Source organism: Alcaligenes faecalis (assembly GCF_005311025.1).
GTDB classification, from domain to species: domain Bacteria; phylum Pseudomonadota; class Gammaproteobacteria; order Burkholderiales; family Burkholderiaceae_B; genus Alcaligenes; species Alcaligenes phenolicus.
Genome location: NZ_CP031747.1, coordinates 3,650,741 through 3,666,319, shown reverse-complemented (window position 1 = coordinate 3,666,319; position 15,579 = coordinate 3,650,741). Strand labels below are relative to the sequence as shown.

Here is a 15,579-nt window from a genome sequence, read left to right as displayed (position 1 = left end):
CAGAGGCAGGGTTCTGCATGGAATCAGGGGAGTTCAAATCAGGACGTGCTCAGGCAGCATTAAGGAAAGGGCGGCGGGCATGAAAGAATCAGGCGCTTATACCGGCATACTGGCAATTTCTTGGTAGGCGGCCACTAAGCGGTTGCGTACCTGGACGGTGGCCTGAAAGCCAACGCTGGCTTTTTGCAGGTCAATCATCACGTCGTTCAAGGAAATTCCGGGCTCGCCCATTTCAAAGGCCTGAGCCTGGGCATTGGCCTCGTTCTGTGCCTGGGAAACCCGGTTCAAAGAGCGGGCCAGCTCGGCGGCAAAACCACCGGGAGCGGCGCTGCTGGCCGAGGAGGACACAGAACTGGAAGCCCCGGCCGCTTGCGCAACTGCGCGCATCTGGGCCAAAAGGTTTTCAATGCTGGAGAGATTGGAAATCGACATATTCGCTTGCCAGAAAGTCAGGATGGGCCACGCGCACAGGTGCGGGCAGCTTGCCGTGCTTAATGTAACGTTTAGAACGCGAGGCTAAGCAGGGTATCTAAGCCCAAAAACAGGGGCTTTTCAGCCCTTATAAATAGCAGGCTCAAGTTTTTGGGGCGTCGTGCAAAGCCTGCAAGGCTTGTGTGGCCTGGGGATGGCCTTGTTCCAGGGCGTAGAGCCAGGCCAGCAATTCAGCCACGGCTTGATAGAGCTGAGGGGGGATATGACGGTCCAGATCCACCTGCATCAGCAGGCCGACCAGTTCGGGGGACTCGTGTACGTACAGACCGTGCTCGCGGGCGGTCTCGACAATTTTTTCGGCCAAGGTGCCGTAGCCTTTGGCAACGACACGCGGGGCTCCGTCTTTGGGCTCGTAGCGCAAGGCCAGGGCCTGCGGGCGATGGGAGGGGGAATCATGACTCATCGGGCAGGTCCTGCGGCAGGGTCGGGTCGGCTTCAATCTGCAATTGGCTCAGGATCAGGCCCTGGTCTTGCAGACGTTCGCGCAAGGGCAGGCTGTTTTCGTCCAGATAAGGGGCGGATTGATCGGCCTGAATATGGACCAGCAATTGCTGGTTCAGGAGGTTGAGCCGTAGGGTGATCGGCCCCAACGTGGGCAGGTCCAGTTGCAGGGTGCTGGACCAGTGTTCGGTTTCGTCCTCTGACTGGGCCTGGTGACGTTGCACGCTCCAGTTCATGTCGGCCTCCGGCCAGGCCTGACCTTGCCATTGCAGGTTCTGATGGGCCAGCGTATCCAGTTGCTGACGCACCAGCAGGCTATTGGCCGGGTCCTGGGCGCTGGCCTGAGTCTGAGGATTCTGGCTCGTGCTGGTATGTGTTTCGGCAGCGGGGCGATTCAGGTTTTGCGGCTCTTGCTGTAATTCGCCAACGCTGCGTTGCCCAAAGTGCAGATCACTAAGATGAGACTCGTAGAATAGCCCGCTTTGTTGCAAGGCCTGGGGCAAAGCCTGGCTGAAATGCTGGGCCAGAGCAGCCGTGCTGCCTGTAGGCAGGGGGCTTGGGGTTGCGGCGCCGGTGGTCGTAGTGCCCGTGCTGGGCGTGCCTGCGGCAGTGCCTGTTCCCACAGCACTGCTGCCTGTTGTCATTGCATTGGCAGAGCCCGCGTTTGCGCTGCCCGTTGCTGTGCTACCGGGCAAGGGCAGCCGCTGCTGAGCCACGGTGGCGATTGTGCTGGCGGTACTCTGTGCTGTGTTTGCGCGTCCCGCCGTCTGGGTATCACTGCCGGGGCGCGTGGGTTCCTTGCCGTCTGCCTGCATCGTGGGGCGGCCAGGTAACAAGGCCTGTCGTCCCTGGATCGCAGGGGCACGATCCGGAAAGCGCTCCAGCAAGGACAGGATCAATTGGGCAGTGCGCCCCAGGGTTGTGGGGGCCGAGCTGGTGGTGGCCGTATTGGGGCCACGTGCATTCAGAGCCGGGTCGGTCGAGGTTTGACCGCTTTGTGTGCGGATATTCCGGCTATCGCGACCCTGGGTGTGGGCGCGGGCTTGATCTACGCTCTGGCGTTGATCACGAGCCGTTTGGTTTTCGGCGCGCTCGGGGCGTTGGCTGCCCGGTGTCTGGCTGATGGCGTCCGGCCGGGCGCCCGTGGCGATATTGCTTTGCTGTCCAGTGCTGATACCCAGAACGGCATCGAGCCGTTGAATAAGCAGCGTCCCCAAAGGGGAGGGGCCGCCTATGCTCATGGATGAACGCTAGGGCTGTAATACGCTTGCAACACGGTTTGCTGGCGCTTCATATTGCCCAGCAGTGCACCCAGACGCCCCAGTTCGGGGGTGGCCAGATGGCGGATCTGGGCGTCGTCTTCCAGAATTTGGGTCAGCAACTGACGGCGTGCCTGTTTTTCAGTAATAGACAGGTCTTCCATGTTTTTGAGCTTTTCCACGGCGAGTTGATAGTGTTCGGATTGTTCAAACACATCCTCCCAGCGAGCCGTTTGGGCAAGCTCCAGCATGTGACGGGTGATGTTGGCGATAATTTGATATTGATCGACGATCGGGTTAGAGGTATCGCTCATGTTCGTACCAGGCGCTAAAGGCGCAAAGGAGGTTGGAGGTGCAGGTCAGGAACAGAACCTGTCCCGCGAGCCCCGGAGTCAAGCTGGCTGCTTGGCACGTTGGGTATCAACATTGCTGCGCCAGGCATCGGCAATATCGGTCAGCAAACGCTCGGCCAGCGTCAGCTTTTCCGCGTCATTGCGAAGGTTGGCCAGCATCAGATTGTGCAAAATCAGGTCATAGGTAGCGACCAGATTGCGGGCCAGCTCTCCGCCCTTTTCGGTATCGACCGCCATTTTCAGGCCGCTATCGACAATATCAATAGCCTTCGATAAAGACTGCCCCCGCCCGGCAATATTGCCCTGTTCCATATGCAAGCGCGCTTGCAGCATGGCGGTGCGAGCACCGTTAAATAACAGGGTAATCAGATGTTCGGGGCTCGCGCTCAGGACCTCGGTTTCCAGACCTACTTGAGCGTAGGCGCGAACCGATTGTTGGCCAAAGCGACGGGAAGGGGCAGGATAGCTCATAGGGGTTTATTTATTGCTGTTCATATTGCCCAGCATGGACAGTTGCTGGCTTAGGTAATTGCTGGTGCCTTGCATGCGGTTGATCATGACGTCCAGTTGGACGAACTGCTTGCGATAGGTTTCCATCTTGTTCTCGATGCGCTGGTCAGCGGCTTCGAACTGATCTTGCAGTTTTTTGCCGACTTTCTCAGCGCCTTCCTGGGCATTATCAATACGGCCGCCCTTCTTGATAAATTCCTCTGCTGCGGCCTCAACGCGACCGGCAACGCTGTGTTCGCCCACAAACATGTTCTTGACGTCGACCATATTGGTCTTCAAGACTTCGTTCAGCTTTTTCTCGTCCAGCTGCAGATCACCTGTCTTGGGATCGATATTGATGCCCAGACCTACCATGGAGCGGATCTCGCCTTCGCTGGGAACGTGCCCCAGAGTGGCGTCACGCATGGCATTTTGAGCCTCACGTGCCATGGAGTCGCCCGTCAGGGCGGCGCCTTTTTTCAGCTCGACGTTATAGGCTGTCAAGGAGCGAATCGACTTGTTGAACTTGTTGTACGCCTCGACATAGTCCTTGATTGCCTTGGCGGCCACGCTGTCATCTTTGGCAACTTCTACATTGACCGGGTCACCGCCAGCCTTGTTCAGCGTGATCTCCAGACCCTCAATAGTGTCTTTGAGGGTGTTGCTCTGGCTTGTGATGGCAATGCCGTTCACTGTCAACTTGGCGTTGAGTGCCTTGGTTTGCTCAAAGCCGCTGGCAGCCGGGTCGGCAGCATCAAAGGTAAGCACCTCGGCCAGTTCATCATTGCCACTGACGCTGATGGAGCTGATCGACGCTGCTTCACCCGTTGCACCGGCTGACAGTTGCAGGCGGTATGGCTCGTCCGGATCGCCAGTGTTGATAATGGTCGCTTTCATGCCCAACTCAGTGTCGGCATTGATCGCGTTCATCACGCCTTGCAAGGACGTGTCCTTGCCTTTCATGTTCAGGACGTGTTCTGTGCCATTGGCCAGGCGAACGGTAATTTCCCCGCCTTCGCCCATGGCCTCATCACGCGAGCTTTGAGAGGCCGCCGTCAAGGTCTGGCGGGTAGCCAGATTATCAACCTTGATCACGTACTGACCGGGCGCTGCTTTGGAATTGCCGGTCACTTTGATGTTTTCGCTATTGGCGGTGACTTTGACCGCGCCAAACGAGTCTTCCGAGTTCAAGGCCTTGGCGGCGGTTTGCAGCTCTGCCAGACTGCTTTTGAGCTGACCGTAGGCCGAGATCTTGTTGGTATTGGCCACCTGGCGGTTCTGGATGACAGCAAGACTCTTCTTTTCCGTCTTGCGCAAATCTTCCAGCAGCTCGTCCAGCTTCAGACCTGAGCCCACGCCAATTGAAGAAATAGCCATATCAAATACTCCTGTAGTGTCCTATTTTGTCGCGAATGTGTCGCGCGCAAAGCCCATGTCAATGGGAAGTTTCGATGCCAGTTTGGTTTTTAAACCTTCACGCTGACCGCGTTGCCCTGCAATTGCACGATCATCTTGGCAATCTGGATCACCGCGTCAGATGGGACGGTGCGCAGAACCTCGCCGGTCGAGTTGTCCACAATCGAGACCACCAGACGCTGGGCCTCGTCGTCCATATTGAAGCGAATGCCGGTGGACCAGGCCTGCAAGGAGTTGTTGATCTGGTCCAGGGTGTCGTCCAGCGTGTTGACCATGCCGGGCACGGGTTCGCGTTTGTCGGGCCAGCGTTGCTGCAACTGGGTATCGGTACTGCTTTCCTTGATGGGGGTCACCGTGGTGGCCGCCGAAGGCGTAGGGGTGCCGGGATTTTGCTCCACTGGGGAGGCTAGGGGCACCAAGGCCGTCGTTTGAGATGAAACTGAGTTGATCATGACATCACTCCAGAAGGGGCTTGGTGGCAGGCCTGCTCAATGGGGGGGCTTGGCACCTGTAACGATCCAATTACGGCACCTGCGCCTGTATCTTTAGGAGATATTTTGGTTTTTGGCCGCTTCAGACCCGTTTAAAGCCTGAATAAGATGGCGAAAGACTGTTTGATTTGGGGACTGTCGGGCAGGGCGGGCAGGCAAAATAGCTCAATCTTTATTGTCCGGATTCTTGCCTGTCCATGCCTCGTTCAGAAGACGTCCTGGTTGAGCAGTACGCCCCATTGGTGCGCCGCCAAGCGCTCCAGCTTGTGTCGCGCCTGCCTCCCAGCGTTGAACTGGATGATCTGATGCAGGCGGGCATGATGGGCCTGCTGGACGCCGTGCGTCGTTATCAGGTGGTGGCCGAGGCCCAGTTTGACACCTACGCGGTCACCCGAATTCGTGGCGCTATGCTGGATGAGTTGCGCAGCCAGGACTGGCTGCCGCGTAGTGTGCGCAGCAAAGCGCGCCAGATCGAAGTGGCCGTCAGTACCTTGCGTCAGGAACTGCTGCGCGAGCCCACCGAGCCGGAAATCGCTGAAGCCTTGTCCATGAGCATGGACGATTACTACGAACTGCTGGATGAGGCGGTCGGCGTGCAGGTGATTCATTACGAAGACCTGAAACGTCATGCCGATCCTTCCGCTGATGCGCTGGAGTTTCTGGAAGACAGCACGCGCGAGCAGGCGTACTTCGATAATCCCTTGAACCTGCTGACTTCCCAGGGGCTTCGGCAAGCCTTGATTACCGCCATCGACCAACTGCCTGAACGTGAGAAATTGCTGTTCGCCTTGCAGTTTGAGCAAGATTTGAATCAGAAAGAAATTGCTCTGGTGCTGGGCGTAACAGAAGGGCGCGTATCCCAACTGCGTAGCCAGGCCGTGGCCCGTATCCGCGCCAGTCTTGCCAAAGACCAATGGGATGCCATTTCCGATAGCGCGGAATTTCAGGTTCTTTTGTAGCTTTTTGAGCTCGCGGTTTATCTTCTCTGGGCTGAGTTCACTCGGCCTATGTTTGTGGAATATTCTTTAGGAAGTAAAAAGCCAGCCCTAGGGCTGGCTTTTTTGCTGCAGAGGATGCTGCTTACTTCTTGCGCTGCAAAATCCAGAACTCCCGGTAGTTAATGCCGTCATCGCACAGGCTGCCTTTGCGAATGACGGTAAATCCGGCACTGGCCATGGTGGTGGCTTTGGCCTCGAAATCCACTTCCGTACGTGTGGTCTCGCGTGTGCCCTGACTTTCCAGCAGGACCAGGCCGCCGGGTTTGCAGAAGTTGAACAGCTTGGTGCCGAATTCTGACAAAGGCACGCCAATCCAGTGATGCACCGCGCAGGCAATGACCAGGTCAAAGCGCTGTTTGGATTTGAAGTCATCAAAGGGCTGGCTGCTCAGTTCAATGTGCTTGTGCCCCAAATGTTCTGCCACCGCCTTGCCAACGTCAATGCAGCTTTGGCTGATATCAAATCCCAAGCCATGGGATAGATGTGGAGCCAGGCCCATCAGCAAGAAGCCATGGTTGCAGCCAATATCCAGGGCGCTGGCATTGGCGGGCAGCAGTTCTTGCAGGCCGTAGGTTTCAAGTCGCTGCATGGCAGGTCGTGAGCCTGCCAGTTTCAGCGGCTCAAAGCCTTGATAGGGCAGGCCGAAGTCGCCGAAGGCGTACTGCAGATTATCTTGCTTGTAACCTGCCCAGATTTGCTCGATCTTCTGGTGCAGGGCGGCAATGCTCTGCAGATCTGCCTGCGTGCTTTCGGGCAGGCGCGCATTGAGCTTGCGGTAGGCGTGGACGGTGTAGGGCGAATAGCGGTAGGTCGCGCAGGCTTGCCACAGGTGCTCGCAGCTTTCATTGACCTGGCCTGCTTCGTACAGGCTATCGGCCTTGGCAATCAAGGGGCGGGCCAGTTCGGGACCCTGGCTGTTCTGCGCCAGAAGCAAGGCTTGTTCGTGCTCTTGCCAAGCCTGCTCCCATTGCTGGCTGTGCGCGAGCAAGCGGCCACGGGTGGCATGGTGCTGTATCTGCTCCGCTGCTGTCATGTGTGGCTTGGCAGACTGGCTGCGGGACAGGGCCTCGTTCAGTTCTTCCGTGTCGGGCTTGACCTGTGCAGCCAGTGTGTCCCACCACTGTGCCTGAACGTCTTGTTGATCGGGGTAGCGAGCATACAGCGCGCGGGCGAGGTCTGTGGCCTCCCACCACATGCCGGCGCGATTCATGATGTCTATATAGGTTTGGCGCAGGATCAGTTCGTCTGGAGCTTTGGAGATGGCTTCCTGAATCGTCACAATGGCTGAACGATGATGCCCTGACCAGGACAGGCATTCGGCGTACAGACTCTGAACGAGTGGGTCGGCTGGATATTGCTCGATCCACTTGCGTGTCTGATGGCGGGGGACAGGCAAGTCACTAGTGTGCAGCATTTGACGGATATGCTGAATTTCGCGCAGATCCGGCCCATTACGTTTGAGCTCAAAGTAGCCTCGGGCTTTCAGGTAGCCTTCGGCTAGTGTCGGGTCGATTTGCAGCAGTAGCTCGTAACTGAAATCATGGATGTCGTGCACCGTATCCAGCAGGAAAGCCTGCTTGAGGATTTGTGTGGGGCTCAACTGGGCCTGGCGTTGATAGCTGGGGACCAGCAAGGCAGAGGCTCGGCGCAGTTGGTTGCCGGCAGGTTGCACAGCCAGATCCTGGCGTGCGGGCATGTGTTGTTCGAACTGCTCATCGATCAGACGCAAAAGACGGAAACCATGTTGCTCGGCCCATTGCAGCAAGGCGGCCAGATCCGTTTGTCCCTCTTGTGTTGTGACCAGGGCGACGCTGACCTGGATCAGCAAGGCATTGGCCAGGCGCTCAGTGCCATGTTCCAGGATCTTGGCATGGTCGTAGACGCCGTCAAGGATCAGATAGTCCAGCCAGTCCAATCCCTCAATGGCGTCCAGCGCATAGGTGGTGACGGGCAACTGAGCCAGCGTCATGGTTTTTTGGGTCAGATAGGCCGGGCCTTGTTGCTTGGCGACAGGAGGCAGGGTGCTGTTATAGGCCGCGTCCAGCGCCAAATGCAAGGTGCCGGGCTGACCATCTCCCAGCAGCGCCTGGGAAATGTAATGCAGGGATGGCTTGCTCAGTGCTTGCGCCAATGGGGCAAGTTCGCCGGAGGGATCGAAGCTGAGCAAGGTGCAGGCACCAGACTCGACCAGGTCCTGCGCCTTTTGCTGACGCAGCAGATACGAGGTGTTGTCCGCTACGGTGATCACCTGTGACAGCTGCCAGCTGAAGTCGGCTTCTGCCGGGCTGTTGTCGGGCTTGGTGTTGCGGACCTTCAGTTGGGCGGGCAAGTCGGCCATGTTGGCCTGCTGCTCCTGGGCCAGTTCCTGACAGGTGGACTGATAGCGCTGAACCATAGGTGCCAATTGTTCGCGGAAGCGCTCGCCAAAGCCGATGAAGCGGTCGGTCATGGGCATGGCAACGTCAAAGGAGCTGATCGGGCCAATCTCGGCAGCCATGCTGGCGTTGGCTGCAACGGCATCTGTATAGGACTGCTGGCGCTCCAGGCCCAGCTGCTCAAACAGATTGTCCATGACAGTCTGGGGATCACGGACCAGGGCTTCATAATCAACCAGAAAGACGGGGTTGGGCAGGACCTGTGCCCAATGCGCCATCATGTGCTCGTAAAGTGCGATATGTTCGCCCAGGGTTGGCAGGTCGTAGCTGTAGTGGTTGCCCTCGAAGGATTTGTATTGCTGGCAGTACACCGTGGCACCCAGATCCAGCAGGCCGCGTACACAAAAAACAATAGGGGCTTTGGGTAACCACAGGCCGATAAAACCCAGGTTCCACAAGTCTGAGGGCAGGGTGGAGATGCTGACCTTTTCTTCATTTCCCAAGCTGCTCAGGTAGGTGTGCGCATCGTGCTGAATAGAACTGGGAGTCTGAGCGGTCAGATAGTTTTCAAGATTGTTTTGAAAGCGGGCCAGGACGTTTTGTCTATATTGGTCCAGTTGCAGGCTCTCGCCTGTCAGGCGCACCTTGGCGGCACTGCGGAACAGGGATTCGACCAGGCTTTTTCCTGAGCGGGAAAAGCCCGTGATGAAAATCTGTGGGGCGGACTGCACGCCAAACGGGGACAGAGCGTTGAACAGCTCCGCCGTAAAGTTCACTCGCAGCCCGTTAACTTGAGGGATCAAGCTTTTGTGAGGGCTGGCAAATGCCCCTTTTATGAGATTATTCGCTTTTTGATAATACGCGAATGCCTTGTCGGTCTCTTGCGCATCCAGCCAGATCTTGCCCAGGGTGGCCAGTACATTGGCACGGTCATTAATGGGCTGCTCTGCATCGTTCGTAAACGCTTCCAGGGCTTGCAGAATGCCGGGTTCGGGCGCCAGTTGAGTGAAAGGGGCCAGCTTGACATAGAGCAGCGCATCCAAGGGAGCGACGGCGTGCTTGAGAGCTTCCAGATAGGCATCGCGGGCCTGTGCCAGCAGCTCCTTATCTTTATAGATATCCCCTTGCAAAGCCCAGGCGCCTGCGTAGTCGGGGCGCACCTGAAGAACCTGACTGGACAAGTGCAAGGCCTCATCCAGTTGGCCCTCTTTGCGCAAACACATGGCCAGGCTCAATGTCAGGCTTTCATTGTTCTGTGGCTCCAGCGCCAGTGCCTGGCGATAAAGCCCAATTGCTTCTGGGAAACGCTCCAGGCCTCGCAGCGCATCGCCATGCCAGACCAGCAAGCGAAAATCGTCACCGTGTTTTTGGCGCAGTTTGATCAGCAGGGGCTCGACCTGGTCCCATTGATTGCGATCAAGCAGATTCAGGATGGTTTGTGCCGTCTGGGGAGAAATACCGCTTGCGGAGCAGTGCTGCTTGGGGCGCGTCATGGGGCTGAGTTCCTGCGGGATAAAAAGGCTCATTACATCAAAAAAAAACGCTCCCTTATCCGTGGATAAAGGAGCGTAATACCTGCTTGATCAAGCAGGACTAGCCAAGGCTAGACTATCGAGCGGCTTAGCGCAGCAGCGACAGAACAGTTTGTGGAACCTGGTTGGCTTGAGCCAGAACCGAGGTGCCAGCCTGTTGCAGGATCTGAGCACGAGTCATGTTCGAGACTTCGACTGCGTAGTCGGCGTCTTCAATACGCGAACGCGAAGCGGACAGGTTGGTCACCGTGTTGTTCAGGTTGGCGATGGTGGACTCGAAACGGTTTTGCACCGCACCCAGGTCGGAACGCAGGTTGTCCACGTCCTGGATAGCCTTGTCGATGGCTGCCAGTGGGGTGACTTTGGCCAGAACAGCTTCGTCGGTGATGGCGTCGCCGTTAACAGCGGCAGTCACGGTGTTGGTTGCAGCGTCACCGGTAACGGTGGCAGCGTAAGCTTTGCCGTCTTTAACGATGTAGTGGGTATCAGCACCAGCGGTACCGCCGGCAGTTGGCTGACCCTTGATGGTCATCAAGGAGCCACCGCCAGTGACGGTTACGGCAGTTTTGGAGTCGCCCATTTGAGCTGGAGTGGCAGCGGTGCCAGTACCCGTAGCAGCAGCCAGTTCGAACGAAGATGCGTCGAATTTCTTGGCCAGGCTGGCCACGTCCAGACCGTCCAGGTCCAGGGTGCCGGAATCGATCTGCTTCAGGTTAACCGAGATGGTTTCACCGTCGTTAGCGCCAACTTGAATGGCCAGGGACTGGTCTTTGGCCAGAACTTTCACGCCGTTGAACTGAGTTTGCTCGGAAACGCGGTTGATTTCGGCCAGACGCTGGTTGATTTCAGCCTGGATCGAATCCAAGTCGGTTTCGGAGTTGGTGCCGGTGGTCGCTTGCACGCTCAGAGTACGGATGCGCTGCAAGTTGTTGTTGATTTCGTTCAGCGAACCTTCGGTTGTCTGAGCGATAGAGATACCGTCGTTGGCGTTGCGGGCAGCTTGGGTCAGACCGTTCACGTTGGCGGTGAAGCGGTTGGCAATAGCCTGGCCGGCGGCGTCGTCTTTGGCGCTGTTGATGCGCAGGCCGGAGGACAGACGCTCAATGGCTTGACCCAGTGCGCCTTGCGATTTGCTCAGATTGCCTTGGGCAACGAGGGAAAGCGAGTTCGTATTGATAACAGACATGGTAACTCCCAATGTTGAGTAGAACGGCGAAACGGTTTCGCCCTTTGCCCAGGAAAGCGTTGGCGTTCTGCTAGGCCCCGTGGGGCTGATCGCGCATTCGACACACTGCGTTCTTCCTGTACAGCACCATTAACGGATGGGGCAAAAAACTCTTTAGGGGCCGGTTGAGAAAATTTTCGCCACTTTGTCTTGAAGCCTTGATTTCCGCGGCTTCAAGCATGGTGTCTCGGTGTGCCAAGCAAGCTGTTTGCTTTCGTTTTCTGGCTCTGAGTCCAGATTTTTCCCTGTCCGGTGATCGGAAATGGAACAGAGGGCTTCGTGCCGCAGCAAACAATCCAGAGGCCTTGTTTAAATTGCAGGATCTAAAAAAGCAGCGGGGCCATCTATTGACGGCCCCGCATTGAAAAAACTTAGCTAAAACAGACTCGGGCGGATTCAAACCGCGAAGCCGCCCTTGCGTTTACACAGCAATAGGTTTGCCATCCGCACGCTGTATCACCACGGTCGAAGAACGTGGGCGTACCGTATTCATGCTGACCACGGTTGCGTCATGCGTATCGTAGGCTGGCCAGTTCACCGGGTGCTGAATGTTCAGGAACAGGCTGGTGTGGTCCGGCGTCATGGAAAAGCCCGTAATTTCGGCTTCGTTCGGACCTACAAAGAAGCGACGCAGATCGGACTGGTTGCTGGCGTTGATGGCCGGGCCAGTGCCCGAGCTGTCCGCCAAGGCACCTGGAATCACGGCCAGCATCTGGTCGTTGGTGGCACGCGCAACATTGTTCTTGCGTCCGCCGTCGATGCCGTTGTCGGTCTGAATCCACAGAATGCCACGGCTGTCGAAGCCCAGGCCGTCGGGGCTGGCCAACTGGTTCAGGTCGGTCAGGCCGGAGCGGTTGGTATCTGCGTCCGCACCCGAGTCCGAGCCGAATACGAAGATATCCCACTTGAATTTGTTCGAGCCGGGTTCGTCGTGCCAGCGGATGATGTGACCGTTGACGTTGTTCAGGCGCGGGTTCGCGGGGTTGGTGCCAGTGGACGCGTTGCGGCTGGTGTTATTGGTCAGCGTCAGGTAGATGTCGCCATTGCTGGGGTGGGTGGCCGTCCACTCGGGGCGATCCATCGGGGTGGCACCGACAAAGTCAGCGGCGCCACGGGTATTGATCAGGATTTCTTCCAAAGTTTTGAATTTGTCAGCCAAGGTGCCGCCATCCTTGCCTTTGGTAGAGCCCGTCAGGGCCAGCCATTCGCCCGAACCGTCTTCGTTGAAGCGGGCGACATACAAGGTGCCTTTGTCCAGATACTTGGCGCCCACGGCCAGGCGATCCGTGCGCTGGGCGTCTTTCGGGTCCCAGTTGGCTTCGGACACGAAGCGGTACACGTATTCAAAGCGCGAATCGTCGCCACTATAGAAAGCCAGGGGTTTGCCGGCTTCGGGCTTGCTGTAGGCACAGCCTTCGTGAGCGAAGCGACCCATGGACGTGCGTTTGGTGGCAATGCTGCTGGGGTCGTAAGGGTCGATCTCGACCAGGTAACCAAAACCGTTGACTTCGTTGCGCCAGTCCTCGGTGGCACTGGCGCCTGTTTCGGTCACGTTAAAGCGGGCGAATTCGCCCAGGACTTCCGAAGGATCCTTGGCAGCCGTTTCCCACTGGTAGCGGCCAACGGGGCCAGCCGATACGCCCACACGCTGCTGGTGAGGCGGGCGGATACCGGTGTTGACAAAGCAGGCCGCCCAGTTCTCTTCAGCGGTGATGTAGGTGCCCCAGGGTGTGGTGCCGTTACCGCAGTTATTGTTGGTACCGCGCACTTGCGTGCCGTTGGGCGAGAAGGGGGTCTTGACCCAGTCCGTGCCACCCACAGGGCCAGCCAGTTTCATGGCAGTGGCAGAGGTAAAGCGACGGTTGTAGCGCGAGTTCTGAACGATGTCCCAGCGGCCATTGGTGCGACGAATATGGATGATGGCCACGCCGTGGGCGTTGATTTCCTTGCGTACTTCTTCTGCCGGCCGCTTGCCATTGACCAAGGTTGGCCCATTGGGGTGCAGGGCTTTTTCATCAATGTATTCGTGGTTGACGGCCAGCAAGCCCTCGGTAGAGCTTCCTTCCAGGGGGAAGAAGTGCATGCCGTCATGGTGCATGCCCATGGAGTTGAGCAAGTCGTTGGAGCTGTTATTGCCGTTCTTGTCCCAAGGCAGGGCATTGTCATTGATTGGCGTACCCCATGGGGCCAGTACATGGGCGATGTAGCCGGGAGGTACGACACAGCCGTCGGTCATGGAGGTGGGCAGGGATTCAAAACCCAGTTTGACGCTTGCTGGTGGTTCCGGATCAGGGCCGGGACCGGGGTTCGGGTTCTCGCCGCCGTTATCAGTGGAATTGCCTCCTGTGCTGCTGCTATCGCAACCAGCCAGACCAAAGCTGCTCATGGTGGCCAAGGCGGCTGCCAGGCCACCGCGCATCACGGCGCGGCGGGTCATGCTTCGTTCCAGGATTTCACTAAAAGGGGTGTTCTGACTAGCGTTACGAACAGTCTTGTCGGAGATATGTTTGCTCATAGTGATAAATAGCGCCAAGGCTGAGTTGTGGGGGTAGCGCTCATGCTAGTGGCCCAAGGTGAAAGGACTATGACAACAAGCTGAATATCCGGGATGGTGATTTTTTGGCGGCTTACCCGTATCTGGTGAGGCTCGTTGGCAAGCGGGCAGGGTCAGGCGCCGTTTTCGCGATGCAGGTTTGGACGCCGGATCAGGCCGGAATTGGACTTTTGTTTTAATTAAAAAAATCAGTGCCTTGGCTATTGGGCGAATATCGATTTTGTTTCATGTACAGAGTTGTACATTTTTTATGTTTTTTGCCGTAAACCTGTTTGCTTATTTCTCTATCTATTTAGTACACAAGGACTAAAGCGACCTTGAGTTCTTTTTGGTGTTCAGCAATCTTTAAGGTTCAAAGCTTGTTTTTTCCCTTGTGTACGCCCTATGAATGGGCATTTCCCACAGGCTTTGATACTTCCTATTTGTTGTACTATGTTTCTTTTTTTTCTTCGGGAACTCAATGAAGCAAGGGGTTTTACTGCGCAGTGGCCGTGCCGATGCTTTCATGGCTTTAGGTGAGGGCGGCCGACCGGTATTTCGCTCCGCTTTACAGTTGCGAGAAGCCTTGCGCCGTCGGGCAGGCAACTTTGCCGACCATCTGGCAATTCCGCAAAGCAATGAAACGGGTTCCACGCTGGATTGGTACAGCCCGGTCTCCGGTCAGGTCGTGCCCTGGACTGCAGCCACCGAGCAAGAACGCGAAGAAGGCTTGAAGCAATTAAGTGCTTTTCAGGCCCGGCTGAACGAAATGGCCCCAACGATGGATGCCCAAGAGCAAGAGGCTCTGGGCGACAAGGCTCTGTTTTCCAGCTTACTGCGCCGCGTGCTTTATTTCCCGGACGACAACTTTGTTTATCTGGTCAACGGCAAGCCCGTGTTGACCTTCTGGGGATTTCTGCACCATGGTGCGGATCAGAACCAGGACCCCTTATTGCCGTTGAGGCCCACGCCTAAGCCCGCAGCCGTGGTGGCCCCGCCGGTAGTGCCGCCTGTCGAGCCTGTGGTAGCCCCTGTTGTGGCCCCGGTTGCTGCCAGTTGGTGGTCCCGCTGGTGGTGGCGTTTGCTGGCTTTGCTCTTGTTGCTGGCCTTGCTCTTGTTTGGTTTGCGCTGGTGCACCACGCCGGTCGTGCCTGACACACCGTTGGGTTCTTTCACCTCCAGCGTAGGCAGCTATTTACCCGAGAAAGTCCGTAATTGGCTGGGCTGGTCCTTGCCCAAACTGGATGCAGGCGCCTTGCTACCGAATGGTCGTGTGGATGCGACAGGCCTTGCTCCCACGGGCACCGTTCCAGTGGTTCCAGGCGCTACAGGTGCTGGCACTGCTCCCGGTGTTGAAGCACCAGGGGTTGCTGCTCCGGGGGCGGATGCTCCTGCCGCGCCGGGTGCTCCGGATGCGGGGCAAGCTCCCGATACCACGCCGCCTGCACCGCCAGCCGAGCCCGGCACGGACGCCAATCCTCAGCCGCCTGAATTGCCTCAAGACCCGGCAAGCCCGCCTGCTGATCCTGCCGCGCCCCCAACACCGGATGCCAACCCAGCTGCTCCGGCCACGCCTGCTGCCCCTGCCGGTTCCTTGGTGGTGCCGCCTGATGCCTTGCAGTCCGGCAAGATGGATTTCCTGAATGGCCAATGGGCCGCCCGCATGGGTGTGCAAGACAGCCAAACCGGCAAACCCGTGCAACTGCAATATCAGTTGAAAGACGGGGCAGGCAATGTGCAGATCAAGCGGGGTGATGGCGTTCAGTGTGAAGCCCCCGTGTCGGCTTCGTCTGAGCAGGGTCGCTTGATTTTGAATGCCAATTCCGCCGCAAAGTGCACGGACAATGCCGCTTACGATATGCCCAAGATTGTGTGCGACCCCGGTGCGGCAGGTGCTGCCGCCCAATGCGCGGGCATGTACGGCTCCAATGCCTTTCCTTTGATCTTGCAGCAATCCGAATGATGAGTGCTTGAA

12 protein-coding genes are annotated in these 15,579 nt (G+C 57.4%); 2 read left to right on the top strand and 10 right to left on the bottom strand.

The genetic code is table 11. The features are described from left to right. Positions 1 to 96 precede the first annotated feature (96 nt). The 7 genes from fliE to D0C27_RS19325 all read right to left on the bottom strand — a co-directional run bounded on the left by fliE (position 97) and on the right by D0C27_RS19325 (position 4,902). Positions 97 to 432: a flagellar hook-basal body complex protein FliE gene (gene fliE / locus D0C27_RS16805; RefSeq protein WP_009458068.1), complete on the bottom strand. Its 336-nt coding sequence runs from the start codon at positions 430 to 432 to the stop codon at positions 97 to 99. Positions 433 to 574: 142 nt separating this feature from the next. Next, positions 575 to 895 (bottom strand): EscU/YscU/HrcU family type III secretion system export apparatus switch protein, encoded by a 321-nt coding sequence (locus tag D0C27_RS16800; protein WP_035269091.1) that lies wholly within the window; start codon positions 893 to 895, stop codon positions 575 to 577. Next, entirely contained in the window at positions 885 to 2,174 is a 1,290-nt protein-coding gene (locus D0C27_RS16795; RefSeq protein ID WP_137431354.1) for a flagellar hook-length control protein FliK, read from the bottom strand. The genes D0C27_RS16800 and D0C27_RS16795 overlap by 11 nt, the downstream gene beginning before the upstream one ends. Further along, positions 2,171 to 2,506, bottom strand: a complete 336-nt coding sequence (locus D0C27_RS16790) for a flagellar protein FliT (RefSeq protein WP_137431353.1) — start codon at positions 2,504 to 2,506, stop codon at positions 2,171 to 2,173. The genes D0C27_RS16795 and D0C27_RS16790 overlap by 4 nt, the downstream gene beginning before the upstream one ends. Positions 2,507 to 2,584: 78 nt before the next feature. Beyond that, a complete protein-coding gene (gene fliS, locus D0C27_RS16785; RefSeq protein ID WP_026484537.1) occupies positions 2,585 to 3,016 on the bottom strand; it encodes a flagellar export chaperone FliS in 432 nt (143 codons plus the stop codon). 6 nt (positions 3,017 to 3,022) lie between these two features. Then, complete coding sequence (gene fliD / locus D0C27_RS16780; RefSeq protein WP_137431352.1) at positions 3,023 to 4,411, bottom strand: flagellar filament capping protein FliD; 1,389 nt, start codon at positions 4,409 to 4,411, stop codon at positions 3,023 to 3,025. An 89-nt stretch (positions 4,412 to 4,500) separates the two neighbouring features. After that, positions 4,501 to 4,902, bottom strand: a complete 402-nt coding sequence (locus D0C27_RS19325) for a flagellar protein FlaG (protein WP_170978593.1) — start codon at positions 4,900 to 4,902, stop codon at positions 4,501 to 4,503. A gap of 236 nt (positions 4,903 to 5,138) precedes the next feature. Here D0C27_RS19325 and D0C27_RS16770 point away from each other — a divergent pair, with 236 nt between their 5' ends. Beyond that, positions 5,139 to 5,900, top strand: coding sequence for an RNA polymerase sigma factor FliA (locus D0C27_RS16770; protein ID WP_083053875.1), 762 nt, complete (start codon positions 5,139 to 5,141; stop codon positions 5,898 to 5,900). A 121-nt stretch (positions 5,901 to 6,021) separates the two neighbouring features. Here the strand turns inward: D0C27_RS16770 and D0C27_RS16765 are convergent, their stop codons facing one another. The 3 genes from D0C27_RS16765 to D0C27_RS16755 form a co-directional block, all read right to left on the bottom strand. Next, the gene (locus D0C27_RS16765; protein ID WP_170978592.1) at positions 6,022 to 9,807 is read right to left on the bottom strand and encodes a sulfotransferase; all 3,786 of its coding nucleotides are present in this window, start codon (positions 9,805 to 9,807) and stop codon (positions 6,022 to 6,024) included. Positions 9,808 to 9,934: 127 nt separating this feature from the next. Continuing rightward, positions 9,935 to 11,032 carry a FliC/FljB family flagellin gene (locus tag D0C27_RS16760; RefSeq protein WP_137431350.1) on the bottom strand — a complete coding sequence of 366 codons (1,098 nt, stop codon included), beginning with the start codon at positions 11,030 to 11,032 and terminating at the stop codon, positions 9,935 to 9,937. Between the two features lie 460 nt (positions 11,033 to 11,492). Continuing rightward, positions 11,493 to 13,586: a PhoX family protein gene (locus D0C27_RS16755; RefSeq protein ID WP_137431349.1), complete on the bottom strand. Its 2,094-nt coding sequence runs from the start codon at positions 13,584 to 13,586 to the stop codon at positions 11,493 to 11,495. A 499-nt stretch (positions 13,587 to 14,085) separates the two neighbouring features. On the opposite strand from D0C27_RS16755, the gene D0C27_RS16750 reads away from it, so the two are divergent. Continuing rightward, complete coding sequence (locus tag D0C27_RS16750; RefSeq protein ID WP_137431348.1) at positions 14,086 to 15,567, top strand: SrfA family protein; 1,482 nt, start codon at positions 14,086 to 14,088, stop codon at positions 15,565 to 15,567. The last annotated feature ends 12 nt before the right edge of the window (positions 15,568 to 15,579 follow it).